Source organism: Mycobacterium intracellulare ATCC 13950 (assembly GCF_000277125.1).
In the GTDB taxonomy this organism is placed as follows: domain Bacteria; phylum Actinomycetota; class Actinomycetes; order Mycobacteriales; family Mycobacteriaceae; genus Mycobacterium; species Mycobacterium intracellulare.
Map to the genome: position 1 here is coordinate 448,412 of NC_016946.1, position 21,786 is coordinate 470,197.

24 protein-coding genes are annotated in these 21,786 nt (G+C 68.9%); 16 read left to right on the forward strand and 8 right to left on the reverse strand.

The window, feature by feature from the left end; genetic code table 11:
* Window positions 1-31 precede the first annotated feature (31 nt).
* A complete protein-coding gene (gene hpt / locus OCU_RS27200; RefSeq protein WP_008263453.1) occupies window positions 32-643 on the forward strand; it encodes a hypoxanthine phosphoribosyltransferase in 612 nt (203 codons plus the stop codon).
* 60 nt (window positions 644-703) lie between these two features.
* Here hpt and OCU_RS27205 read toward each other — a convergent pair whose 3' ends face one another.
* From OCU_RS27205 to OCU_RS27215, 3 genes are all read right to left on the reverse strand, one after another.
* Complete coding sequence (locus OCU_RS27205; protein ID WP_009954304.1) at window positions 704-1,447, reverse strand: SIMPL domain-containing protein; 744 nt, start codon at window positions 1,445-1,447, stop codon at window positions 704-706.
* A gap of 82 nt (window positions 1,448-1,529) precedes the next feature.
* Window positions 1,530-1,745, reverse strand: a complete 216-nt coding sequence (locus OCU_RS27210) for a hypothetical protein (protein ID WP_014378970.1) — start codon at window positions 1,743-1,745, stop codon at window positions 1,530-1,532.
* Between the two features lie 102 nt (window positions 1,746-1,847).
* Complete coding sequence (locus OCU_RS27215; RefSeq protein ID WP_014378971.1) at window positions 1,848-2,651, reverse strand: helix-turn-helix domain-containing protein; 804 nt, start codon at window positions 2,649-2,651, stop codon at window positions 1,848-1,850.
* A gap of 404 nt (window positions 2,652-3,055) precedes the next feature.
* Between OCU_RS27215 and OCU_RS27220 the strand changes: the two genes are divergently transcribed.
* Entirely contained in the window at window positions 3,056-3,355 is a 300-nt protein-coding gene (locus OCU_RS27220; RefSeq protein ID WP_014378972.1) for a PE family protein, read from the forward strand.
* 11 nt (window positions 3,356-3,366) lie between these two features.
* Window positions 3,367-4,605 (forward strand): PPE family protein, encoded by a 1,239-nt coding sequence (locus OCU_RS27225; RefSeq protein WP_014378973.1) that lies wholly within the window; start codon window positions 3,367-3,369, stop codon window positions 4,603-4,605.
* 4 nt (window positions 4,606-4,609) lie between these two features.
* Here the strand turns inward: OCU_RS27225 and OCU_RS27230 are convergent, their stop codons facing one another.
* From OCU_RS27230 to OCU_RS27245, 4 genes are read right to left on the reverse strand one after another with little or no spacing between them, the layout of a single operon-like run.
* Window positions 4,610-6,193, reverse strand: coding sequence for an HNH endonuclease signature motif containing protein (locus OCU_RS27230; protein ID WP_014378974.1), 1,584 nt, complete (start codon window positions 6,191-6,193; stop codon window positions 4,610-4,612).
* Window positions 6,194-6,225: 32 nt separating this feature from the next.
* A complete protein-coding gene (locus OCU_RS27235) occupies window positions 6,226-7,239 on the reverse strand; it encodes a zinc-binding dehydrogenase (RefSeq protein ID WP_014378975.1) in 1,014 nt (337 codons plus the stop codon).
* A complete protein-coding gene (locus tag OCU_RS27240) occupies window positions 7,239-8,426 on the reverse strand; it encodes an LLM class flavin-dependent oxidoreductase (protein ID WP_014378976.1) in 1,188 nt (395 codons plus the stop codon). Before OCU_RS27240 ends, OCU_RS27235 begins: the two co-directional genes overlap by 1 nt.
* Window positions 8,426-9,403 (reverse strand): alpha/beta fold hydrolase, encoded by a 978-nt coding sequence (locus OCU_RS27245; protein ID WP_225331466.1) that lies wholly within the window; start codon window positions 9,401-9,403, stop codon window positions 8,426-8,428. Before OCU_RS27245 ends, OCU_RS27240 begins: the two co-directional genes overlap by 1 nt.
* Window positions 9,404-9,454: 51 nt before the next feature.
* Here OCU_RS27245 and OCU_RS27250 point away from each other — a divergent pair, with 51 nt between their 5' ends.
* Window positions 9,455-9,868 (forward strand): VOC family protein, encoded by a 414-nt coding sequence (locus OCU_RS27250; protein ID WP_014378978.1) that lies wholly within the window; start codon window positions 9,455-9,457, stop codon window positions 9,866-9,868.
* 27 nt (window positions 9,869-9,895) lie between these two features.
* Here OCU_RS27250 and OCU_RS51365 read toward each other — a convergent pair whose 3' ends face one another.
* On the reverse strand, window positions 9,896-10,051 hold the full coding sequence (locus OCU_RS51365) for a hypothetical protein (RefSeq protein ID WP_165576442.1): 156 nt from the start codon (window positions 10,049-10,051) through the stop codon (window positions 9,896-9,898).
* A 70-nt stretch (window positions 10,052-10,121) separates the two neighbouring features.
* Between OCU_RS51365 and ftsH the strand changes: the two genes are divergently transcribed.
* From ftsH to lysS, 12 genes are all read left to right on the forward strand, one after another.
* Complete coding sequence (gene ftsH / locus OCU_RS27255) at window positions 10,122-12,554, forward strand: ATP-dependent zinc metalloprotease FtsH (protein WP_014378980.1); 2,433 nt, start codon at window positions 10,122-10,124, stop codon at window positions 12,552-12,554.
* A 16-nt stretch (window positions 12,555-12,570) separates the two neighbouring features.
* Window positions 12,571-13,173: a GTP cyclohydrolase I FolE gene (folE, locus tag OCU_RS27260; RefSeq protein WP_014378981.1), complete on the forward strand. Its 603-nt coding sequence runs from the start codon at window positions 12,571-12,573 to the stop codon at window positions 13,171-13,173.
* Window positions 13,170-14,021, forward strand: coding sequence for a dihydropteroate synthase (gene folP, locus OCU_RS27265; RefSeq protein WP_085976422.1), 852 nt, complete (start codon window positions 13,170-13,172; stop codon window positions 14,019-14,021). Before folE ends, folP begins: the two co-directional genes overlap by 4 nt.
* Window positions 14,014-14,403 (forward strand): dihydroneopterin aldolase, encoded by a 390-nt coding sequence (gene folB / locus OCU_RS27270; RefSeq protein WP_008263472.1) that lies wholly within the window; start codon window positions 14,014-14,016, stop codon window positions 14,401-14,403. The genes folP and folB overlap by 8 nt, the downstream gene beginning before the upstream one ends.
* A 64-nt stretch (window positions 14,404-14,467) precedes the next feature.
* Entirely contained in the window at window positions 14,468-14,986 is a 519-nt protein-coding gene (gene folK / locus OCU_RS27275; RefSeq protein WP_020188684.1) for a 2-amino-4-hydroxy-6-hydroxymethyldihydropteridine diphosphokinase, read from the forward strand.
* Window positions 14,986-15,462, forward strand: a complete 477-nt coding sequence (locus OCU_RS27280) for a DUF3180 domain-containing protein (protein ID WP_008263488.1) — start codon at window positions 14,986-14,988, stop codon at window positions 15,460-15,462. The genes folK and OCU_RS27280 overlap by 1 nt, the downstream gene beginning before the upstream one ends.
* 86 nt (window positions 15,463-15,548) lie before the next feature.
* Window positions 15,549-16,973 carry a DUF6779 domain-containing protein gene (locus OCU_RS27285; protein ID WP_014378984.1) on the forward strand — a complete coding sequence of 475 codons (1,425 nt, stop codon included), beginning with the start codon at window positions 15,549-15,551 and terminating at the stop codon, window positions 16,971-16,973.
* 114 nt (window positions 16,974-17,087) lie between these two features.
* Window positions 17,088-17,999, forward strand: a complete 912-nt coding sequence (locus tag OCU_RS27290) for a Rossmann-like and DUF2520 domain-containing protein (protein ID WP_014378985.1) — start codon at window positions 17,088-17,090, stop codon at window positions 17,997-17,999.
* Window positions 17,996-18,934: a pantoate--beta-alanine ligase gene (gene panC / locus OCU_RS27295; RefSeq protein WP_014378986.1), complete on the forward strand. Its 939-nt coding sequence runs from the start codon at window positions 17,996-17,998 to the stop codon at window positions 18,932-18,934. Before OCU_RS27290 ends, panC begins: the two co-directional genes overlap by 4 nt.
* Complete coding sequence (panD, locus tag OCU_RS27300; protein ID WP_041787007.1) at window positions 18,934-19,353, forward strand: aspartate 1-decarboxylase; 420 nt, start codon at window positions 18,934-18,936, stop codon at window positions 19,351-19,353. The genes panC and panD overlap by 1 nt, the downstream gene beginning before the upstream one ends.
* A 2-nt stretch (window positions 19,354-19,355) precedes the next feature.
* The gene (locus OCU_RS27305; RefSeq protein WP_014378988.1) at window positions 19,356-20,171 is read left to right on the forward strand and encodes a type III pantothenate kinase; all 816 of its coding nucleotides are present in this window, start codon (window positions 19,356-19,358) and stop codon (window positions 20,169-20,171) included.
* Window positions 20,172-20,221: 50 nt separating this feature from the next.
* Window positions 20,222-21,718: a lysine--tRNA ligase gene (gene lysS / locus OCU_RS27310; RefSeq protein WP_008263500.1), complete on the forward strand. Its 1,497-nt coding sequence runs from the start codon at window positions 20,222-20,224 to the stop codon at window positions 21,716-21,718.
* Window positions 21,719-21,786 lie beyond the last annotated feature (68 nt).

Here is a 21,786-nt window from a genome sequence, read left to right on the forward strand (position 1 = left end):
GTTGGTTATCCGCCCGCCGGCGTGGCACTCTGTGGGCGTGGCCCAGATCTCCTCGGCGATCACCCCCGCCCAGCCCGCGGAGCTCTACCCCGGGGATATCAAGTCTGTCCTGCTGACGGCGGAGCAGATTCAGGCGCGAATCGCCGAACTCGGCCGCGAAATCGGGGAGCACTACCGCGACGCCGCGAGCGAGACCGGCCAGGACCTGCTGTTGATCACCGTGCTCAAGGGCGCCGTGATCTTCGTCACCGACCTGGCCCGCGCGATCCCGGTGCCGACGCAGTTCGAATTCATGGCCGTCAGCTCGTACGGATCATCGACGTCCTCGTCGGGTGTGGTGCGCATCCTCAAGGACCTGGACCGCGACATCCAGGGCCGCGATGTCCTGATCGTCGAGGACGTCGTGGACTCGGGCCTGACCCTGTCGTGGCTGCTGCGCAACCTCAAAACGCGGCATCCGCGGTCGCTGAAGGTGTGCACGCTGCTGCGCAAGCCGGACGCGAAGGGAGCCCACGTCGACATCGCCTACGTGGGCTTCGACATCCCGAACGACTTCGTCGTCGGCTACGGCCTCGATTACGACGAGCGCTATCGCGATTTGTCCTACATCGGCACCCTGGACCCCAGGGTCTACCAGCAGTAGCTCGCGGCGATCGCAAGCGCGGCGAAGCCGGGCGCGGCGGGTCGCCGCCATCCGGCCGGCTCAGTCCAGCTCCCACACGGCGGTGACCGAGAAGTTCACGGTCTGCTGGCCGGGCTCGAGCGGGACCATCGACGGCATGGCCCGCGGCGTCGGCGTCCCGACCGGCGGGGGGTTGCCGGTGGCCTCCGAGATGGACAGCACCCGGCCCAGCCGGAGCCCGGACAGCTGGGCGTACTGCTCGGCGCGGCCCTTGGCGTCGTTGAACGCCCGCGTGCGGGCGTCCTTGACCAGCTGCGAATCGTCGGCGATGGAATAGCGGACCGACCTGATCCGGGTGGCGTCGCCGCCCGTGCCGACGACGAGGGCCAGCAACCGCGACGCGGCGTCGGGTGGGTGGATCTTGACGGCGACGGCGTTGGTGGCGCGGTATCCGGTGATGTCGGCCGTGCCGCTGGGGCCGGGATTGTTGTACTGCGGCGCCAGGGTGACCTCGGTGGTGCTGATGTCCTTGTGGTCGACGCCGGCGCCGAGCAGCGCGTTGATGACCGCCTGCTGACGGTCGTTGGTCTGGTTCATCGCGGTGGTGACGTCGGGGGCGGTGAATTCGATACCGACGTCGGCGGTCAGCGTGTCCGGGACGCCTTGCACCTGCCCGGTTCCCAAAACCGTTACCTGGCGCGGGTTGGCGCCCGGGTGCGACGGGCTGGGCTCGTCGCATGCCGACGCCGCCGCGACGGTCAGGCCGGCCGCGGCCACCGCGATCGATCGGCGGACAAGGTTCGAGGCGTTGGTTGCGACCGGCATGCCTGGCACCCTAGCCCCTGGCCCCGCCATCCGTGTTGTGGATTTCCGGTCAAGTGGTCGGTGCCGTGGCCCGGTTCCCGGCTCAGCCCGGCTCGTGGATGCGAATAATGATGTGCGAGAGCCAGTTTGACACCAGCACCATGGCGACGAGCAGGACGATGACCACCACCAGGGGCAGCTCCAGGGCCAGGCTGAGCCATATCAGGGCGGGTGTTGCCACCGGACCCGCCATGAACCCGACCAGCACCGCGACCAGTTCCATTGCGCCGGGATGCGTTTCGGGTGTTGCTTGCGTCATGTCAGGACAGCCGGACGGGAAGTATGGCTCATGCGTCAAATGTTGCGGCGGCCGAGCGCTTGCATCCAGGACGCGTTGTTCCTGGTAGTGCGACACCCAGGCTCAGCCGGCGCCCAGTCGCAGCATGGCGGCCTCCGATGGCGAGCCGGATTCGGCCCAGTAAGCCACCAGCACGTGACAGGTCCCCGGCAGCACCATTTGCTGGTAGTTGAGCCGCAGCGCGCCGACCTCCGGGTGGTTGATGCCCAACCCTCCGGCGACTTCGTGCCTGACATCGTGGCGGGCCCACTGCTGGCGAAACCGCGGGCTGTGCTCGATCAACTCGTCGACCAGGTTGATCAGGGCCGGATCGGGACGCTGGCCGTACGTCGCGCGGAGCAGCCGGACCGCCCACGCGGTCAGCAACTTCCAGTCGCGGTACAACTGCGGCGAGCGCGGATCGAGAAACAGTTCCCGCACGGCGTTGGACCCGACCCGCAAGTGCGGTGACAACGCCGCCGCCGCCCGGTTCGCGACGACGACCGTCATGCCGGGGTCGACGACGATCGCGGCCGCCCGTGGAAAACCGTCGAGCAGATCACGGAGGCCCGGATTCAATTGCTGCAGTGGCGCAATGCGCTCGGCCGATCCATGGCGCATGAGGTTTCGCATGTACACCACGGCGTCGTCGTCCAGTCGCAGCGCCCGCGCGATCGAAGTGAGCACCTGATCGGAGGGGTTGGTTTCGCGGCCCTGCTCGAGGCGGAGGTAGTAGTCGGTGCTGATGCCGGCGAGCACCGCGACTTCCTCCCGGCGCAGGCCGGCGACCCTGCGGCGTTCGCCCTCAGGCAGGCCGACCTCGCTGGGCCGGACCAGGCTGCGGCGCGCGCGCAAGAACTGCGCCAGAGCGGAACCATTGGCGGCCAAGGCAGTCAGCCGGTGAATGCGTCGCGCGCCAGCATCGGTGTTCCGTCCCGTCAAGCTGCGGATACCTGCGTGGGCAGCATAGCCAGCGGGCGGATTCTGTCGGGAGGCGGGTCGTCCGGCGCCGGCTCACCGGTACCCCTAGCAAAGCAAAATCGGCGCTGCGGAGCGCTTATATACGAACATATATGACTCCAATCATATTGGATTACCGCGATATTCATGCCGAATCCAAAGAGTCGCAGCGGACGCGTCCAGCTAAATGAATAGTTGTCCAACCGGTTATGAAATAGCCGGCCGCAGGCTGTCATCACCCGAGGTTACCGGCCTAACGTGACGAGCGTCGGACTCGGCGCCGGTGATCGTCGCTGAAAGCTGGTTAATTGAAAGGGTTTTGAGGACTCACCATGTCTTTTCTGACGGCACGGCCGGAAATTCTCGATGCGGCTTCGCGTGAGCTGCACGGCATCAATGCCGCAGTGCAGGAGAACAATTCGGCGCTCGCCGTGGCGACGACGGCGGTGGCCCCCGCCGCCGCCGATGCGGTGTCGATCCTGACGGCCGCCCGGTTCTCCCAACACGGACAGCTCTTCCAGGAGATCAGTGCGCAGGCGGCGGCGGTTCGCGAGCAGTTGGCGACGACGCTTGGCATCAGCGCCGGTTCGTATGCCGCCACGGAACTCGCCAACGCCGCCGCGGTCGGTTAGGCGAGGACACGATGCTGGATTTTGCGCAGTTGCCGCCGGAGATCAATTCCGCGCTGATCTATTCGGGGCCGGGTTCGGGGCCGTTACTGGTCGCCGCCGCGGCGTGGGGTGGCCTGGCCGCCGGCCTGCATTCCGCGGCTTCGTCCTACGGGTCGGTGATCGCGGGCATCGAGGGCGGCCCATGGCAGGGGCCCGCCGCGACGTCCATGCTCACCGCGGCCATGCCGCAAGTGGCGTGGCTGAGCGCCACGGCCGGACAGGCCGAACAGGCGGCGAACCAAGCGGTGGCGGCGGCGGGTGCCTACGAGGCGGCATTCGCCGAAACGGTGGCGCCGGCGGTGATCGCGGCGAACCGGGCGTTGCTGATGGAGTTGTTGGCGACGAACTTCCTCGGGCAGAACACCCCGGCGATCGCGGCCACCGAGGCGCAATACGGCGAGATGTGGGCCCAGGACGCCGCCGCGATGTACGAATATGCCGGCGCGTCGGCGGCGGCGTCGACCTTGCCCGCGTTCGAACCGGCGGCGCCCACCACGGATCCGGCCGGCGTCGCCGGTCAGGCCGCCGCGGTGGCCCGGGCCGCCGGTGCGAGCGGAAGCGACAGCGCGCAGGGGCTCGACGCGGTGCCCCAGACCCTGTCGGCGCTGGCCGGGCCGACCAACACGTCCCCGTCGCCGGCCAATCCCACGCTGTCGTTCGGCGGGATCGGCATGAACCCCGAGGGCGACGGCATTGTCGTGGGGGGCCCGTTGGGGGATCTGTTGGAGGGCCTGACCGGGTCGCAAACCCTCGATGCCAGCACGCCTTTCGACGCCTTCATCCGGTTGATTTCGCCGACGCGGTTGTTCACCACGGCGTTCAAGGACATCCAAAGTCTCGCGCAGGGCTTCATGCCCGCCGCGAAGTCCGCCGCCGAGGGCGTCGCCAAGGCCGCGGAAGCGGCCCTTCCCGCCGTTTCGGGTGCGGGCCTGGGCTCGATCGGCGCGATCGGCGGGGCCGTCGGCAAGGCGGCATCGATCGGCGGATTGGCGGTGCCCGCCGCCTGGGCGAGTGCGGCCCCGGCGCCGCCGATCGCCGTGGCGCTCAATGGTGCCACCGCCGCGGGAGCCGTCGAACGTGCCACGAACGCGGTGGGCGGGGTGCCGATGGTGCCCGCCGCTGGGGCGGGGCGCGGCGTCGCGGCCCACTTCGTCACTCCCCGATACGGTTTCAAGCCCACGGTCATCGCGCAGCCCCCCGCGGGTGGGTGACGCGTCAGAAGGGTGGGTCGTCGGGTAGGGGCTGCAGGGTGGGTTGGTCGGGTTCCCAGTCCGGGGGCAGTTCTTCCGGTTCTCGGGGGTCGTTGACCCAGGTGCAGTAGGGGCTGGTGCTCGGTGTTCCCTTGAACAGGAACAGCATGTCGCGCATGTGGTTTCGGAACTTGCGGGCCGCGATCTCGTCTTTGCGGTCCTGTTCGAGCCGGCGGCGGGCCGCGTTGATCGGGCGCTGCTCGCGATTGTGGGTGCGCGCCTGGGTGATCCGCGCGCTGCGCTGCCGTGATCGGCTGCGTCGTCTCGGCTCGGGGGCGGCGCAGGCCGGGGCGCGCGCCGCCGGAAACAGATCCGCACCCGCCGGCGAGGTCCGGTAGATGTTGCCGGTCGGCGAGGTCCAGATCACGGTTCCATCGGCCAACTGTTTGTCGCGCCAGCCCCCGAAGGTTTTGAGCCGATGATGCTGGCGGCACAGGCATTTCAGGTTCTCCGCGACGGTGCGCCCACCCGCCCGCGGATCTTGATGGTTGAACGGAATGGTGTGGTCGATATCGCAGATCATCGCCGGGCGGGAGCATCCGGGGAAGCGGCAGGTCAGGTCGCGGCAGCGCACGAACCGTTCCAGCCCCGCCGGCGGTTGATAGCGCAAGGCCTCGACCGGACTGGTCACCGGGTTGGCCACCAGCACCGATGCGGCGGCCGCCAACCGGCGCACCTGCTCGGCATCGATGACCCCATAGCCCTCCAGATAGCCGGGCCCGGCGCCGTCGGCGTAGACGGTCTGTTCGCCGGCCATCACGTTGACGACCACCCGCGTCCCGGTCGGCTCACCTTCGCGAGTGTGCTCGCCGGCCCGGGTGGGGCAGTCGGCTTGCCCACACGCACAGCCCAGCCGGCGGCCCTCGGCCAGAGCCGAGAGTGCGTCGGCGCGGCGCTGATCCATCGTCCGTGGATCGGCCGTGCACACCTGCTTGGCGAGTTGGGACAGCCGGCGATCAAAGGCCGTCGCGGCGTCGGCGGCCACCGAACCGCGGATCTCGGCCATCCCGTTGTCCGCGGCGCTGATGGCGACGTAACGGTCCTCCTCGGCGGCCACCCGACGCTCCCGGGCGGCGTCGGGATCGGCGACCCGCACCGCGGCATCGACGGCGTTGACGATCCGCTGCCGCGACCAACCGTGCCAATTCCCGATCCGGGCGGCCAATGACTCATCGAGCGTGGCGATCACCTCCCGGTCGGTGACCAGATCGGTGCGGGTGATGACCAAACGCACCGTGCGCCAATCCGTTCGCCCCTCGGCCAACAGCGCCGCCACCCGCGGCAGGCGGGTATCGAGCGCCTCGGCGTGCGACACCAGAAAACTGGCACCCATCGCAGACAGGTTCATCACCGCGGCGACCTCGGCGGCGGTCTGCTCGAAACCGTCGATCTCGGCGTACTCCCGATCGGCCCCGTCGGCAGTGGCCACCCGATGCCGCAGCAGCGCCGCCACCGCCGCCAACCGCCGCGCCACCAGCATCGACTCCTCCCGATGCGTGGACTCGATCGCCGCCACCAGAGCGGCGGGATCCGACGGTACTTCGAACATACGTTCGATTATAGGGGGCCCACTGACAAGTTTCAGGGCGTGACGAGAACCTTGCAGTGCCGCTCGGGGTCGGCCAGGTCGTCGAACGCCGCCCCGACCGCATCCAGGCCCACCTCGCCGGTGATCAGCGGGCTGACGTCGATGTCGCCGTCGGCCAGCGCGCGCAGCGAGTCGCCGAACTCGTCGGGGGTGTAGGCGAGCACGAACTGCACGTTGATCTCTTTGGCGATCGCGAAGAAGGGATGCACTGTGTCGGGTTGCATGCACACCCCGGCGACCACCAGTCGGGTGCCCGGCCGCGCGCGGAGCAGCACGTCGTCGATGATGCCGGGCACCCCGACGGCCTCGAACACCACCGCGGGCTTGACACTGTCGAAGGGCGAGCCCTGCGCCGGATCCAGCGTCTGGTGAGCTCCCATCGCGGTGGCGAGCTCCCGTCGCTTCGGTGAAAAGTCTGCCGCCACAATGGTTTCGACGCCCTTGGACCGAAGGGCGGCGACGATGGCGATCCCGATCGGGCCGCAGCCCAGTACCAGGGCCGTCTCCCCGGGCGCGACGTTGGACTTGTTGACGGCATGCAATCCCACCGCCATGGGTTCGGTCAGTGCTGCATGTTTGAAGTCCAGGCCATTGGGGACGGGCAGCAGCAGCGGCGCGGACAACAGCATCCGTTCGGAGTAGCCGCCGATTGTGCTGTTGCTGTACACAATTGGCTCGATGCCCTTGGCGGACAACAGCACCGGCAGCGAGGTGACCAGGGTGCCCGGTGGATGGGTCTCGGTGTCGGGGCCGGCTTCGAGTATCTCGGCGCTGAATTCGTGACCCATGAAGATGTCGTGGTCCAGGTCGACGTGCATGCCACCGCCGCCACCGGCCGCCCGTTCGGTCATTTCCAGCACCTGGGCGCCGTGGGCGGCGAAATGCAGGTCGCTGCCGCAGATTCCGCATGCCCGCACGCCGACGAGCACCTGCCCGGCTTCGGGGATCGGGTCGGGCACGTCGTCGCGGTAGACCATGCGACCGTCGCGCAACACCGAGGCGCGCATCAGTGCACCGCGTCTTTCTGTTCGTCGACGTGCTCGGTGATGGCCTTGACCACGGCCTCGCCGGCCCGGCCGATCAACTGGTCACGTTTGCCTCTGGCCCAGTCGTGCGATGCGCGGGACGCTTCGAGTTGACGTTTGAAGTGAGGAATCACCTTGCGCGCCATCAGGTCATAGCAGCGGTACGTCGCCTCGGGCGATGCCCAGTCATGGCCGAGCATCAGCAGGGTGCCGAAGCCGCCGGAGCGGTCGAGCAGGTCTTCGACGTGGGCGATGGCGTCCTCGGGCGTGCCGATGCAGCAATTCCCCTTGGCCGCGTAGTCCGCGACGAACTCGTGTGGGGTCTGGGTGCCTTCCACGCTGTTGGCCAGCGGGACGAACCCGGCGGCGCCGAAGTAATTCGCGAAATCCTGCAGCCCGTAAGTGCAATCGTCGATGGCCTGCTCGCGGCTGTCGGCGATGTGCATGATGCTCAGGACGCGCCAGTTGCCGCGGTCGGGCTCGTCCCGTCCGGCCTTCTCGGCCTGCTCGCGCACCACGTCCCAGGTGGTCTCCAGCGCCGCGTAGCCGCCGGGCACCGACATCGACAGCGACAGCAGCGAGGTGCCCAGCGCGCCGGCCAGCCGCGGACCGGACGGCGAAATCATTGCCGCCGTGGAGATTTCGGGGTAAGGCCAGGTGTAGGGCCGGATGTGCAACTGCGCGTCGCGCAGGGTGAACCAATCGGAGTGGCGGTCGATCCGTTCGGTGGGTGCGGCCCGGAACAGCGCCAGGATGGCCTCGAGGGATTCCTGCATCATCGGTCGCTGTTCGACGGGATCGATGCCCATCATGTAGGCATCCGACGGCAGCGCGCCGGGCCCGGTTCCGAACATGACCCGGCCGCGGGTCAGGTGATCCAGCAGCACCCACCGATCGGCGACCATCAGCGGGTGGTGATAGGGCAGCGAGACCACTCCCGTGCCCAGCCGGATGTGTTTGGTCCGCTCGGCCGCCGCGGCGATGAATACCTCCGGACAGGCGATCAGCTCGTAGCCGCCCGAGTGGTGTTCGCCGAACCACGCTTCGTCGAACCCGAGCCGATCCAGCGCGACGACGCGTTCCATGTCGTATTCCAGTGCGACCGTTGGGGATTGGCCGACGGGGTGAAACGGGGTGATAAAGACACCGAAACGCAGGGGCGCGCTCATCAAAGCTCCAATCCGTTGAGGAATTCCAGTAAGGCCGCATTCACCTCGCCGGGGCGCTCCTGCTGCAGCCAATGCCCGGCGCCGTCGATCATCACCTGTCGGTACGGACCGGAAATCGCCTCCGCAGCGCGGTCGGCGCGGGTGAACGACAGGACGGGATCGGCCGTCCCGCCGATGAACAGACACGGGACCGAAATCTTGACGCCGTCGAGTTCGGGCGTGGTCTCCCAGTTGCGGTCGAAATTGCGATACCAGTTCAGGCCGCCGGTGAAGCCGGTCCGCGAGAATTCGGCGACGTAGTGGTCGAGCTCGTCCTGGCTTATCCAGTCCGGCAGGCCGTCGGGTTCGCCAAGGCGTTCGACGAAACCCGCCGGACCGGGGCTGGCCATCCGCACCAGCGCATCCTTGCCGTCGGTTCGCAGGCTGCCCATCATGCGACGGATCACCCGGGCGGGATCGGCGTTCAATTCGGCGTCGGCGACACCGGGCTCCTGGAAGTAAAGGATGTAGAAGAAGTTCTCGCCGAACATCTTTCGCCACGCCTTCGTCGGCGCTACGCGCGGGCGCGGCGTCACGGGCACGCTGAGCGCGGCGACGGCCGCGACCCGGTCGGGGTGCAGCAGCGGGGCGTTCCACACCACGGCGGCACCCCAGTCGTGCCCGATCCACACGGCACGCTCGGCGCCGACGTCGTCGAGCAAACCGACCAGGTCGCCCGTCAACTGGTGAATGTCGTACGCCTCGACGGCATCCGGGCGATCCGAACCGCCGTAGCCGCGCTGATCGGGCGCCAGCACGTGGTAGCCGGCTTGCGCGAGGACGTCTATCTGGTGGCGCCAGGAGTAGGCCAGTTCGGGAAAGCCGTGGGCCAGGATCACCACGGGTGCGCCGCGGTCGCCCGCTTCGGTCACCCGCAGCCGCACACCATTGGTATCTACTAACCGTTGGGTTGGGGGCACCGTCTCACCAAAGCACAACGGTTGCGCACTGAGAAGGGTCTCTTTGGCCCCGCGCAGCATAATTTGTGCATGCGATTGGACCACGTAGTTCTGTGGACGAAGGATCCGCGCGCGGCGATGGACTTCTACTCGAGGGTGGTCGGGCTGGCACCGGTGCGGTTCGCCGAGTTCGAGGCCGCCGAGGCGCCTTTCCCCAGCGTGCGGGTGTCCGAGGATTCGATCATCGACCTGATGCCACTCGAGATGGCTTCCGGTGCGGTGTCGTCCGCGGTGGCCGAAGGAAGCGCCGGCCAACCGGTCAACCACGTCTGCCTTGCCCTGTCGAAGGCCGAATACGACGCGCTCGACACGCGCCTGCAGGCCGAGGGCGTGGACACCAGTGCCCGGCTGAACCACAGCTTCGGCGCGCGGGGCTGGGCGCCGCAGGGATTCTATTTCGCCGATCCCGACGGGAATGTGGTCGAGGCGCGCTACTACGAGTGAGCCTGCCGGCCTGGGAACTGCCAATCGTTAACTGGACAGCCCGGCGCTGCCGGAGCTGGCGATCGCCGCGGAGCAGATGGTGGCGACCCGCTGCGCCCCGGCGCTGCCGGAGCTGGCGATCGCCGCGGAGCAGATGGTGGCGACCCGCTGCGCCCCGGCGCTGCCGGAGCTGGCGATCGCCACAGGCGGTAGCCTGGACTTTTCCAGCTGCGTGTATATCGGGGAAGGACCTGGCCGGCAAGGCCGATGATTGATGAACCGGAAAAACGTTATTCGCACCATCACGGCGATTGCTGTCGTGGTGCTGCTCGGCTGGTCGTTCTTCTATTTCAGCGACGACACTCGCGGCTATAAGCCCGTCGACACGTCCGTGGCGATGTCCCAGATCAACGGCGACAACGTCAAAAGCGCGCAAATCGACGATCGCGAGCAGCAGCTGCGCCTGACCCTGAAGAAGGGCAATGGCGACACGGACAACTCCGACAAGGTCATCACCAAATACCCGAGCGGGTATGCGGTCGACCTCTTCAACGCGCTGACCGCCAAGAACGCGAAGGTCAGCACCGTCGTCAACCAGGGCAGCATCCTGGGCGAGCTGCTCGTCTACGTCCTGCCGCTGCTGCTGCTGGTCGGGCTGTTCGTGATGTTCTCCCGCATGCAGGGCGGCGCCCGGATGGGCTTCGGGTTCGGCAAATCGCGCGCCAAGCAGCTCTCCAAGGACATGCCCAAGACCACGTTCGCCGACGTCGCCGGCGTCGACGAGGCGGTCGAGGAGCTTTACGAGATCAAGGACTTCCTGCAGAACCCCGGTCGCTATCAGGCGCTGGGCGCCAAGATCCCCCGGGGCGTGCTGCTCTACGGTCCGCCCGGGACCGGGAAGACGCTGCTCGCCCGCGCGGTGGCGGGCGAGGCCGGCGTCCCGTTCTTCACCATCTCCGGCTCAGACTTCGTCGAGATGTTCGTCGGTGTCGGTGCGTCCCGGGTACGCGACCTGTTCGACCAGGCCAAACAGAACAACCCGTGCATCATCTTCGTCGATGAGATCGACGCCGTTGGCCGCCAGCGCGGCGCGGGCCTGGGCGGCGGGCACGACGAGCGCGAGCAGACGCTGAACCAGTTGCTGGTCGAAATGGACGGGTTCGACCCGCGGGCCGGCGTGATCCTGATCGCGGCCACCAACCGGCCCGACATCCTGGACCCGGCGCTGCTGCGGCCCGGCCGCTTCGACCGGCAGATCCCGGTGTCCAACCCGGACCTGGCGGGCCGCAAGGCGGTGCTGGAGGTGCACTCCAAGGGCAAGCCGATCGGCCCGGATGCCGACCTCGCCGGGCTGGCCAAGCGGACCGTCGGCATGACCGGCGCCGACCTGGCCAACGTCATCAACGAGGCGGCGTTGCTCACGGCCCGGGAGAACGGCACCGTCATCACCAGCGCCGCCCTGGAAGAGGCGGTGGACCGGGTGATCGGCGGCCCGCGCCGCAAGGGCCGCATCATCAGCGAGCAGGAAAAGAAGATCACCGCCTACCACGAAGGCGGCCACACCCTGGCGGCCTGGGCGATGCCCGACATCGAGCCGATCTACAAGGTGACGATCCTGGCGCGAGGCCGCACCGGCGGGCACGCGGTGGCGGTGCCGGAGGAAGACAAGGGGCTGCGGACCCGCTCGGAGATGATCGCGCAGTTGGTGTTTGCCATGGGCGGGCGCGCCGCGGAGGAGCTGGTCTTCCGGGAGCCGACCACCGGCGCGGTGTCGGACATCGAGCAGGCCACCAAGATCGCGCGTGCCATGGTCACCGAATTCGGGATGAGCTCCAAACTCGGTGCGGTCAAATACGGTTCGGAACACGGCGACCCGTTCCTGGGCCGCACCATGGGAACGCAGGCGGACTATTCGCACGAGGTCGCCCGCGACATCGACGACGAGATCCGCAAGCTGATCGAGGCCGCGCACACCGAGGCGTGGGAAATCCTCACCGAATACCGCGACATCCTCGACACCCTCGCCGGCGAGCTGCTGGAAAAGGAAACCCTGCACCGGGCCGAACTGGAAAGCATCTTCTCGGGCGTCGAAAAGCGCCCGCGGCTCACCATGTTCGACGATTTCGGTGGCCGCATCCCGTCGGACAAGCCGCCCATCAAGACCCCCGGCGAGCTGGCCATCGAGCGTGGCGAGCCGTGGCCGCCGCCCACCCCCGAGCCGGCGTTCAAGGCGGCCATCGCGCGGGCCAGCGAAGCGGCACGGCTGGAGGCCGACCGAAACGCCAACGGCGGCAACGGTTCTCACGGCGGTCAGGCCAGCGGTAAGGGTGCGCCGCACGGGCCCACCCAGCCGGACTACGGCGCGCCGGCGGGCTGGCGCGCGCCGGGATGGCCGCCGCAAGCGCAGCAACCGCAGCAGCAGCCGAACTATTGGCATCCGCCGGCGCAGCCGCCACAGCAGCCCTATTGGCAGCAACCGGCGCCCAGTTATCCGGGCCCGCAGCCCTATCCCGGTCAGCAGGGCCACGCCGGCCACCAGCAGGGCTATCCGGGCGGGCAGGGTCGTTCCGGCCAGCAGGGCCAGGCGCAGCCGTCGTACCCGCCGTACCCGCCGTATCCCCCACCGGGACAGCCCGCCCAGGAGGGTGGCTCGCCCGACCGGCAGGATGACGACGTGAGCCGGTCCAATCCGCCGGCCCACGGCTGAGCAAACGGAGGATTCGATGGCACTGCCGGACACCGCGATGTCCAAGATGCGGGTCTTCGACCAGGACCGTGCCGAGGCCGCGGTCCGCGAGTTGCTGTGCGCGATCGGCGAAGACCCGGACCGGCACGGGCTGCGGGAAACCCCGGCCCGCGTCGCCCGCGCCTACCGGGAGATGTTCGCCGGGCTCTACACCGATCCGGACAGCGTGTTGAACACCATGTTCGACGAGGATCACGACGAGTTGGTGCTGGTCAAGGAAATCCCGCTGTACTCCACGTGCGAACACCACCTGGTGTCGTTCCACGGGGTGGCCCACGTCGGCTACATCCCGGGCAACGACGGCAGGGTCACCGGCCTGTCGAAGATCGCGCGACTGGTCGATCTGTACGCCAAGCGGCCCCAGGTGCAGGAACGGCTCACCAGCCAAATCGCCGACGCCCTTGTGAAAAAGCTCAATCCGCGCGGTGTGATCGTCGTGGTCGAGGCCGAGCACCTGTGCATGGCGATGCGCGGTGTCCGCAAGCCCGGAGCGACGACCACGACCTCGGCGGTGCGCGGAATATTCAAAACGAACGCCGCTTCTCGAGCCGAGGCGCTCGACCTCATCCTGCGGAAGTGAGCCTGGCGCCTGTGCAGGTAATGGGAGTTCTGAACGTCACTGACGATTCGTTCTCCGACGGCGGCCGCTATCTCGACCCCGACAAAGCCGTGGCACACGGATTGGCGCTTGCCGCCGACGGCGCCGACATCGTCGACGTCGGGGGAGAATCCACCCGTCCCGGTGCCACGCGCGTCGACGCCCGTGTCGAGGCCTCCCGGGTCGTCCCCGTGGTCAAAGAGCTTTCCTCGCAAGGCATTACGGTGAGCATCGATACCATGCACGCCGACGTCGCGCGGGCGGCGCTGTGCAGCGGTGCGCGGATCGTCAACGACGTGTCCGGCGGCCGGGCCGATCCCGCGATGGCGCCGCTGCTGGCCGAGGCGAAAGTGCCTTGGGTGCTGATGCATTGGCGCTCCGTGTCGGCGCAGCGTCCGCACGCGGCCCCGGACTATCGTGACGTGGTCGCCGAGGTGCGCGCCGAATTGCTTGCCAGTGTCGACGCCGCGGTGTCCGCCGGTGTCGATCCCGCTCAGCTGATGATCGATCCGGGGCTGGGATTCGCCAAGACGGGACAACACAATTGGGCGCTGCTGCATGCGCTGCCGCGATTGGTCGCCACCGGGATCCCGGTGCTGCTGGGCGCGTCGCGCAAACGGTTCCTCGGTACGTTGCTGGCCGGGCCCGACGGTTCGCCGCGGCCCCCCGACGGGCGTGAGACGGCGACCGCGGTGATTTCCGCGCTCGCCGCGCTGCACGGGGCCTGGGGGGTACGGGTGCACGATGTGCGCGCCACGGTCGATGCGCTCAAGGTCGTGGCGGCGTGGAACGACGAGACGCACACTGGGCTGGCTGAACACGATGGCTGATCGAATCGAGTTGCGCGGGTTGAAGGTTCGCGGGCAACACGGGGTTTTCGACCACGAACGCGCGAGCGGGCAGGACTTCGTCGTCGACGTCACCGTGTGGATCGATCTGGCGTCGGCCGCCGCCACCGACGACCTGACCGACACCTACGACTACGGCGCGCTGGCCCGGCTGGCGGCCGACGTCGTGGCGGGACCCGCGCGAAACCTGATCGAGACCGTCGCCGCCCAGATCGCCGATGAGGTGATGGACGACGAACGCGTGCACGCCGTCGAGGTGGTGGTGCACAAGCCGCAGGCCCCGATCCCGCAGCAGTTCGCCGACGTCTCGGTGGTGGTGCGGCGGTCCCGGCGCGGTGGCCGGGGTTCGGTGGTGCCGTTATGACGCGTGTTGACGACGATGATGCCGGCTCGGTCCTGTGCGGAGCCGGGATCGAGGAGTGGCGCCGATGACCAGAGTGGTGTTGTCCATCGGGTCCAACCTGGGGGACCGGCTGGCGCGGTTGCAGTCGGTCGTCGACGGGCTGGGGGACACGGTGCTCGCCGTGTCACCGGTGTACGAGACCGACCCTTGGGGCCGGGTCGATCAGGCGCCGTTCCTCAACGCGGTGCTGATCGCCGACGACCCGGCCTGCGACGGGCAGGGCTGGCTGGCCCGGGCGCAGGAGTTCGAGCGCGCGGCGGGCAGGGTCCGCGGCGAGCGCTGGGGGCCGCGCACCCTCGACGTCGACCTGATCGCCTGTTACGGGCAAACCGAGGTGACCTCGCGGGAGAACAACCTGACGCTGCCGCATCCGCTGGCCCATTTGCGGGCCTTCGTGCTGATCCCCTGGCTGGCCGTCGACCCGGACGCTCGGCTGACGGTCGCCGAAGGGCCGCGTCCCGTCGCGCAGTTGCTGGCCGAACTGGAGCCCGCCGACCGTGCCGCCGTACGGCGCTCCGACCTGACGCTCGAGCTCACAACCTGATGGGGCCCACCCGCAAGCGTGACCTGACGGCCGCGGTGGTCGGCGCCGCCGTGCTGGGTTACCTGCTGGTCAACGGCCTGTACCGGTGGTTTCCCCCGATCACGGTGTTGACCGGCCTGTCGTTGCTGGCGGTGGCCATCGGCGAGGCGCTGTGGGCGCGCTACGTGCGCGCCAAGATCGCCGACGGCGAAATCGGCCCCGGTCGGGGCAGGTTGCATCCGCTTGCGGTGGCACGCAGCCTGATGGTCGCCAAGGCGTCGGCCTGGGTGGGGGCATTGATGCTGGGCTGGTGGGTGGGACTGCTGGTGTACTTCCTGCCGCGCCGGTCCTGGCTGCGGGCCGCCGCCGAGGACACCACCGGAACGGTGGTGGCGGCCATCAGCGCGCTGGCATTGGTGGTCGCCGCGCTGTGGCTGCAACATTGCTGCAAGTCCCCGTACGACCCGACCGAGCGCGGCGAGGGCGCCGAAACCTAGCGCCGATCGATCGGCGGATCAACCCAGGTGAGAATCGCCGGAGTAGGGCGACACGCGGATTGACCTCGCGCAGGTACAGTCAGGCCATGACCGTTCTGTCCCGCGGCGCCCGGGTGCGGCGCGGCGGCCGCAGGCCGGGGTGGGTGCTCTTGACCGCGTTGCTGGTCCTCGCGATAGGTGCCAGTTCCGCATTGGTTTTCACCAATCGGGTGGAACTCCTCAAGCTCGCTGTAATCCTGGCGCTGTGGGCCGCAGTCGCCGGCGCCTTCGTTTCCGTGCTCTATCGCCGCCAAAGCGACGCCGATCAGGCCCGCGTCCGCGATCTCAAGCTGGTCTACGACCTCCAGCTCGACCGGGAGATCTCGGCCCGGCGCGAATACGAACTGACCGTGGAGTCCCAGCTGCGTCGCGAGCTGGCCTCCGAGTTGCGCGCCCAGGCCGCCGACGACCTGGCCGAACTGCGCGCCGAGCTGAGCGCCTTGCGCACCAGCCTGGAAATCCTGTTCGACACCGACCTCGCGCACCGCCCCGCGCTCGGGACCGTCGAGAGCGAGCCGCAACCGGAGCGCGCCTACAGCGAGTGGGATCGCAACGGCGAGACCCCCCGCGACAACCCCGTCGATTGGGTGCCCAGCGATCGGGTCACCTCGGTGCCCCAGGACAACCCGCGCGGCCGCGCCGACGAGACGGCCATCATCGACGTCCCCGAAGAACCCCTGCTGCCGCCGCGCCAACCGCCGCCACCCCATCGGGAACGGCCCCGCTACCAGTACGAACCGCCCCAAGAACCCGCGTATTCGGCGCCGGAGCCGGCCTACGCCCCACCGCCGCCGGAGCCCCGGTTCGAACCCCGCCAGCAACCGCCACCGCAACCCGAACCCGAACCGCAGGCCCCGCCGGAGCCCGAACCACAGCCTGCGCCCCGGGCGGAGCGGCGCCGCCAGGACTGGCAGCCGACGGCCGCGGAAGGCCAGTGGTTGCCACCCGGGACACCGGGCAGCAACTGGACTGGTGCCGACGCCCCCGGGGAACCGGCGGGCGGGCGCCGGCGCGCGCGGCATTCGGGCCCCGACGAGTCCCGAGACGAACCCCGGGACGAAGCCCGGGACGAATACCGAGACGAAGCCTGGGACGGCCTGCCCGTCGAGCCCCTACCCCAACCGCCCTACGCCGAGTCCGGCCGCCGGGCACGGTCACGCCACTCGGCGGAGTACCGCGACTACGGGGTGCGCAGTTTCGCCCCCGGCACCGAGCCACCGGCCCCGGCGCCGCCCCCGCCGCCCGAGCCCCCGGTGCAGCAGGGCCCGCCCGCCGGCGCGCCCCCGCCGCCGCGGCTGGCGCCGCCGCCGGCACCGGAGCACACGCCCCGGCACGGCGGTGATCCCCAGCGCGAGGACGCCGGCGCCGCCGGGGAGACCACCGCCACTGGCGGCCAGTCGGTGGCCGACCTGCTGGCCCGCCTGCAGGTGCAGCCCTCCGAGGGCGGTCGGCGTCGCCGCCGCGAAGGCTGAGCTGGGAGCTTCCTCACATTGGGAAACGCCTGGTGATCGACTAGAGTCTTGGTGACCGAACGGTACCCACCTGGTGGGACCGGAACGAACAAGAAATCTGTGAGGTCGTCTGCGATGGTGCAGTTCGACGGTCTGCGCCCGGCCAGGCTCAAGGTGGGAATCATCTCCGCCGGCCGGGTGGGCACCGCGCTCGGTGTCGCGCTGGAGCGTGCGGACCACGTCGTGGTGGCGTGCAGCGCCATCTCCCATGCGTCGCGGCAGCGGGCGCAGCGCCGCCTGCCCGACACCCCGGTGGCGACGCCGCCCGACGTCGCCGCCGGCGCCGAGCTGTTGCTGCTCGCGGTTCCCGACAGCGAACTCGCCGGCCTGGTATCCGGGCTGGCCGCGACGTCGGCCGTGCGGCCCGGGACCATCGTGGTCCACACGTCCGGCGCCAACGGGGTGAGCGTCCTGGCGCCGCTGGCCGAGCAGGGCTGCATCCCGCTGGCGATCCACCCGGCCATGACGTTCACCGGCTCCGACGAGGACATCAGCAGGCTGCCGGACACCTGCTTCGGCATCACGGCGGCCGACGAGGTCGGGTACGCGATCGGTCAATCGCTCGTCCTGGAGATGGGCGGGGAGCCGTTCTGCGTCGCCGAGGACGCCCGCGTCCTCTACCACGCGGCGCTGGCGCACGCGGGCAACCACATCGTGACCGTGCTCGCCGACGCCCTGGAGGCGCTGCGCGCTGCGCTGCGGGGCAGCGAGCTGCTCGGCCAACAGTCCGTCGACGACCAGCCGGGCGGCATCGCCGAACGCATCGTCGGCCCGCTGGCCCGGGCGGCGCTGGAGAACACCCTGCAACGCGGGCAGGCCGCGCTCACCGGCCCGGTCGCGCGCGGCGACGCCGCCGCGGTCGCCGGGCATCTGGCGGCCCTGGCCGGGGTTGGACCCGAACTGGCGCAGGCGTATCGGGTGAACGCCCTGCGAACCGCGCAGCGCGCGCACGCCCCCCAGGACGTCGTGGAGGTGCTGGCGCCATGACCCGAGCAAAACCCCCGGCCTTCAAGGCGGGCGAACTCAACCTGTACCCGAACCCGCGTGACGTCACCGACGTCAGCCGCGCCCTGCGCCACACCGGCCGCCGGGTGATGCTGGTGCCCACCATGGGCGCGCTGCACGACGGCCATCTGGCGTTGGTGCGGGCGGCCAAACGGGTGCCCGGCTCGGTGGTCGTGGTCTCGATCTTCGTCAACCCCCTGCAATTCGGCGCCGGTGAGGATCTCGACGCCTATCCCCGCACCATGGACGACGACCTCGCGCTGCTGCGCGAAGAAGGCGTCGAAATCGTCTTCGCCCCAACGGCCGCCGTGATGTATCCCGACGGGCTGCGCACCACGGTGCAGCCCGGACCGCTGGCCGCCGAACTCGAGGGCCGCCACCGGCCCACCCATTTCGCGGGCGTGCTCACCGTCGTGTGCAAGCTGCTGCAGATCGTGCGCCCGGACCGGATCTTCTTCGGCGAGAAGGACTATCAGCAGCTGGTGATGATCCGCCAAATGGTCGCCGACCTCAACATCGACGCCCAGGTCGTCGGGGTGCCGACCGTCCGGGAATCCGACGGCCTGGCGATGTCGTCGCGCAACCGCTACCTCGACCCCACGCAACGCGAACTGGCGGTGACGCTTTCGGCCGCGCTGACCGCCGGCGCCCACGCCGCGCACCACGGCGGCGCGGCCGCGCTGGACGCGGCGCGCGCGGTGCTCGACGCCGTCCCCGCGCTCACGGTCGACTACCTCGAGCTGCGCGACGCCGGGCTCGGGCCGGCGCCCGCCCACGGTTCGGCCCGGCTGCTGGTCGCCGCCCGGCTGGGCACCACCAGGCTGCTGGACAACATCGAAATGCAGATCGAAACACCCGCCGGCACCTCAGGGCCGGACGGCAATCACGAATACGCCCAATCACCTTGGAGGAATTGATGCTACGGACGATGCTCAGGTCGAAGATCCACCGGGCCACCGTCACGCAGGCCGACCTGCACTACGTGGGCTCGGTGACCATCGACGCCGATCTGATGGACGCGGCGGACCTGCTCGAAGGCGAACAGGTGACCATCGTCGACATCGACAACGGCGCCCGCCTCGTCACCTACGCCATCACCGGCGAACGCGGCAGCGGCGTGATCGGGATCAACGGTGCCGCAGCGCATCTCGTCCACCCGGGCGACCTGGTGATCCTGATCGCGTACGGGACCATGGAGGAGGCGGAGGCCCGGGCGTATCAGCCGCGGATCGTCTTCGTCGACGCCGACAACAAACCGGTCGACCTCGGCCACGACCCGGCGTTCGTGCCCGAAGACGCGGCCGAGCTGCTGGATCCCCGGATCGTTGCGCGGTAGCCGTGCTGCTGGCGATCGACGTCCGTAACACCCACACCGTCGTCGGGCTCATATCGGGCGCCAAGGAGCACGCAAACGTCGTGCAGCAGTGGCGGATTCGCACCGAATCGGAGATCACCGCGGATGAATTGGCGCTGACCATCGACGGATTGATCGGCGACGACTCCGAGCGGCTCACCGGCGCCGCCGCGCTGTCGACCGTCCCCTCGGTGCTGCACGAGGTGCGTCTCATGCTCGACCAGTACTGGCCGTCGGTGCCCCACGTGCTGATCGAGCCCGGGGTGCGCACCGGCATCCCGCTGCTGGTGGACAACCCCAAAGAGGTGGGCGCCGACCGAATCATCAACTGCCTGGCGGCCTTTCACAAGTTCGGTCAGGCCGCCATCGTCATCGACTTCGGGTCCTCGATCTGCGTGGACGTCGTGTCGGCCAAGGGCGAATTCCTCGGCGGCGCGATCGCGCCGGGGCTGCAGGTTTCCTCCGATGCCGCGGCGGCCCGCTCGGCCGCGCTGCGCCGCGTCGAGCTGACCCGGCCCCGTTCGGTGATCGGCAAGAACACGGTCGAGTGCATGCAGGCCGGGGCGGTGTTCGGGTTCGCCGGGCTGGTCGACGGCCTGGTCGGACGCATCCGTGAGGACGTGGACGGCTTTGCCGGTGACGACGTCGCCATCGTGGCCACCGGACACACCGCGCCCCTGCTGCTGCCCGAGCTGCAGACCGTCAGCCATTACGAACAGCACCTGACCCTGCACGGCCTGCGGCTGGTCTTCGAACGCAACCGCGACGCCCAGCGCGGCCGGCTGAAGACCGCCCGCTAGGGCGCCCGCCGGTCAAAGGTGCCACGAGAGTTGATTTAAGCTGGCACGTCGTGAGTGCCGACGAGCCAGATATTCCCGAGCAGTACCGGATCCGCCGGGACAAGCGCGCTCGGCTGCTCGCCGAGGGGCGCGACCCCTACCCGGTCGCCGTCGAACGCACCCACACGTTGGCGCAGGTCCGCGCCGCCCACCCCGACCTGCCGGTCGACACCGCGACCGACGACGTCGTCGGCGTCGCCGGCCGGGTGATCTTCGCCCGCAACTCGGGAAAGCTCTGCTTCGCCACGCTGCAGGAGGGTGACGGCACCACGCTGCAGGTGATGGTCAGCCTCGACAAGGTGGGCCGCGAATCCCTCGACGCGTGGAAGGCCGACGTCGACCTGGGCGACATCGTCTACGTGCACGGCAACGTGATCAGCTCACGGCGCGGCGAATTGTCCGTGCTGGCCGATTCGTGGCGGATGGCGTCGAAGTCGTTGCGTCCGCTGCCGGTCGCGCACAAGGAGATGAGTGAAGAGGCGCGGGTGCGGCAGCGCTACGTCGACCTGATCGTCCGCCCGCAGGCGCGCACGGTGGCCCGGCAGCGGATCGCGGTCATCCGCGCCATCCGCAACGCATTGGAGCGCCGCGGCTTTCTCGAAGTCGAGACCCCGATGTTGCAGACGCTCGCCGGCGGCGCGGCCGCGCGGCCCTTCATCACACATTCCAATGCGCTGGACATCGATCTCTACTTGAGGATCGCACCGGAACTGTTCCTCAAGCGGTGCGTCGTCGGCGGTTTCGACAGAGTTTTCGAACTAAATCGCGTGTTTCGAAACGAAGGTGCGGATTCCACGCATTCTCCCGAATTCTCCATGCTCGAGACCTACCAGGCGTACGGAACGTATGACGATTCGGCGGTTGTGACGCGCGAGCTTATTCAAGAGGTCGCCGACGAGGCGATCGGAACCCGACAACTACCGCTGCCCGACGGCAGTGTCTACGACATAGACGGAGAATGGGCTTCCATCGAAATGTACCCGTCGTTGTCGTCGGCGCTCGGTGAAGAGATCACGCCGGAGGCGACGGTGGAAAAGCTGCTCGGCATCGCCGATCGCCTCGGCGTCGAGATCCCGCGCGACCGTGGCTACGGACACGGAAAGATCGTCGAGGAGCTGTGGGAGCACACGGTGGGCAACGCGCTCGTCGCACCCACGTTCGTGCGGGACTTCCCGGTCGAGACAACACCTTTGACGCGCCAGCACCGCAGCATCGCCGGCGTCACCGAGAAGTGGGACCTGTATGTGCGCGGGGTCGAGTTGGCCACCGGTTACTCGGAATTGAACGACCCGGTCGTGCAGCGGGAAAGGTTCGCCGCCCAAGCGCGCGCGGCGGCCGCCGGCGACGACGAGGCCATGGTGCTCGACGAGGATTTTCTTGCCGCACTCGAGTATGCGATGCCGCCATGTACCGGAACGGGAATGGGTATCGACCGGTTGTTGATGACATTGACCGGACTGTCAATTCGGGAGACAGTTTTGTTCCCCATTGTTCGGCCACACTCGTAGTCGAAAAGCTCAACCCTGCAACGCCCGTACAGATTGAGTATGCTGCGTTGTTATGGCAGATTGGTGAC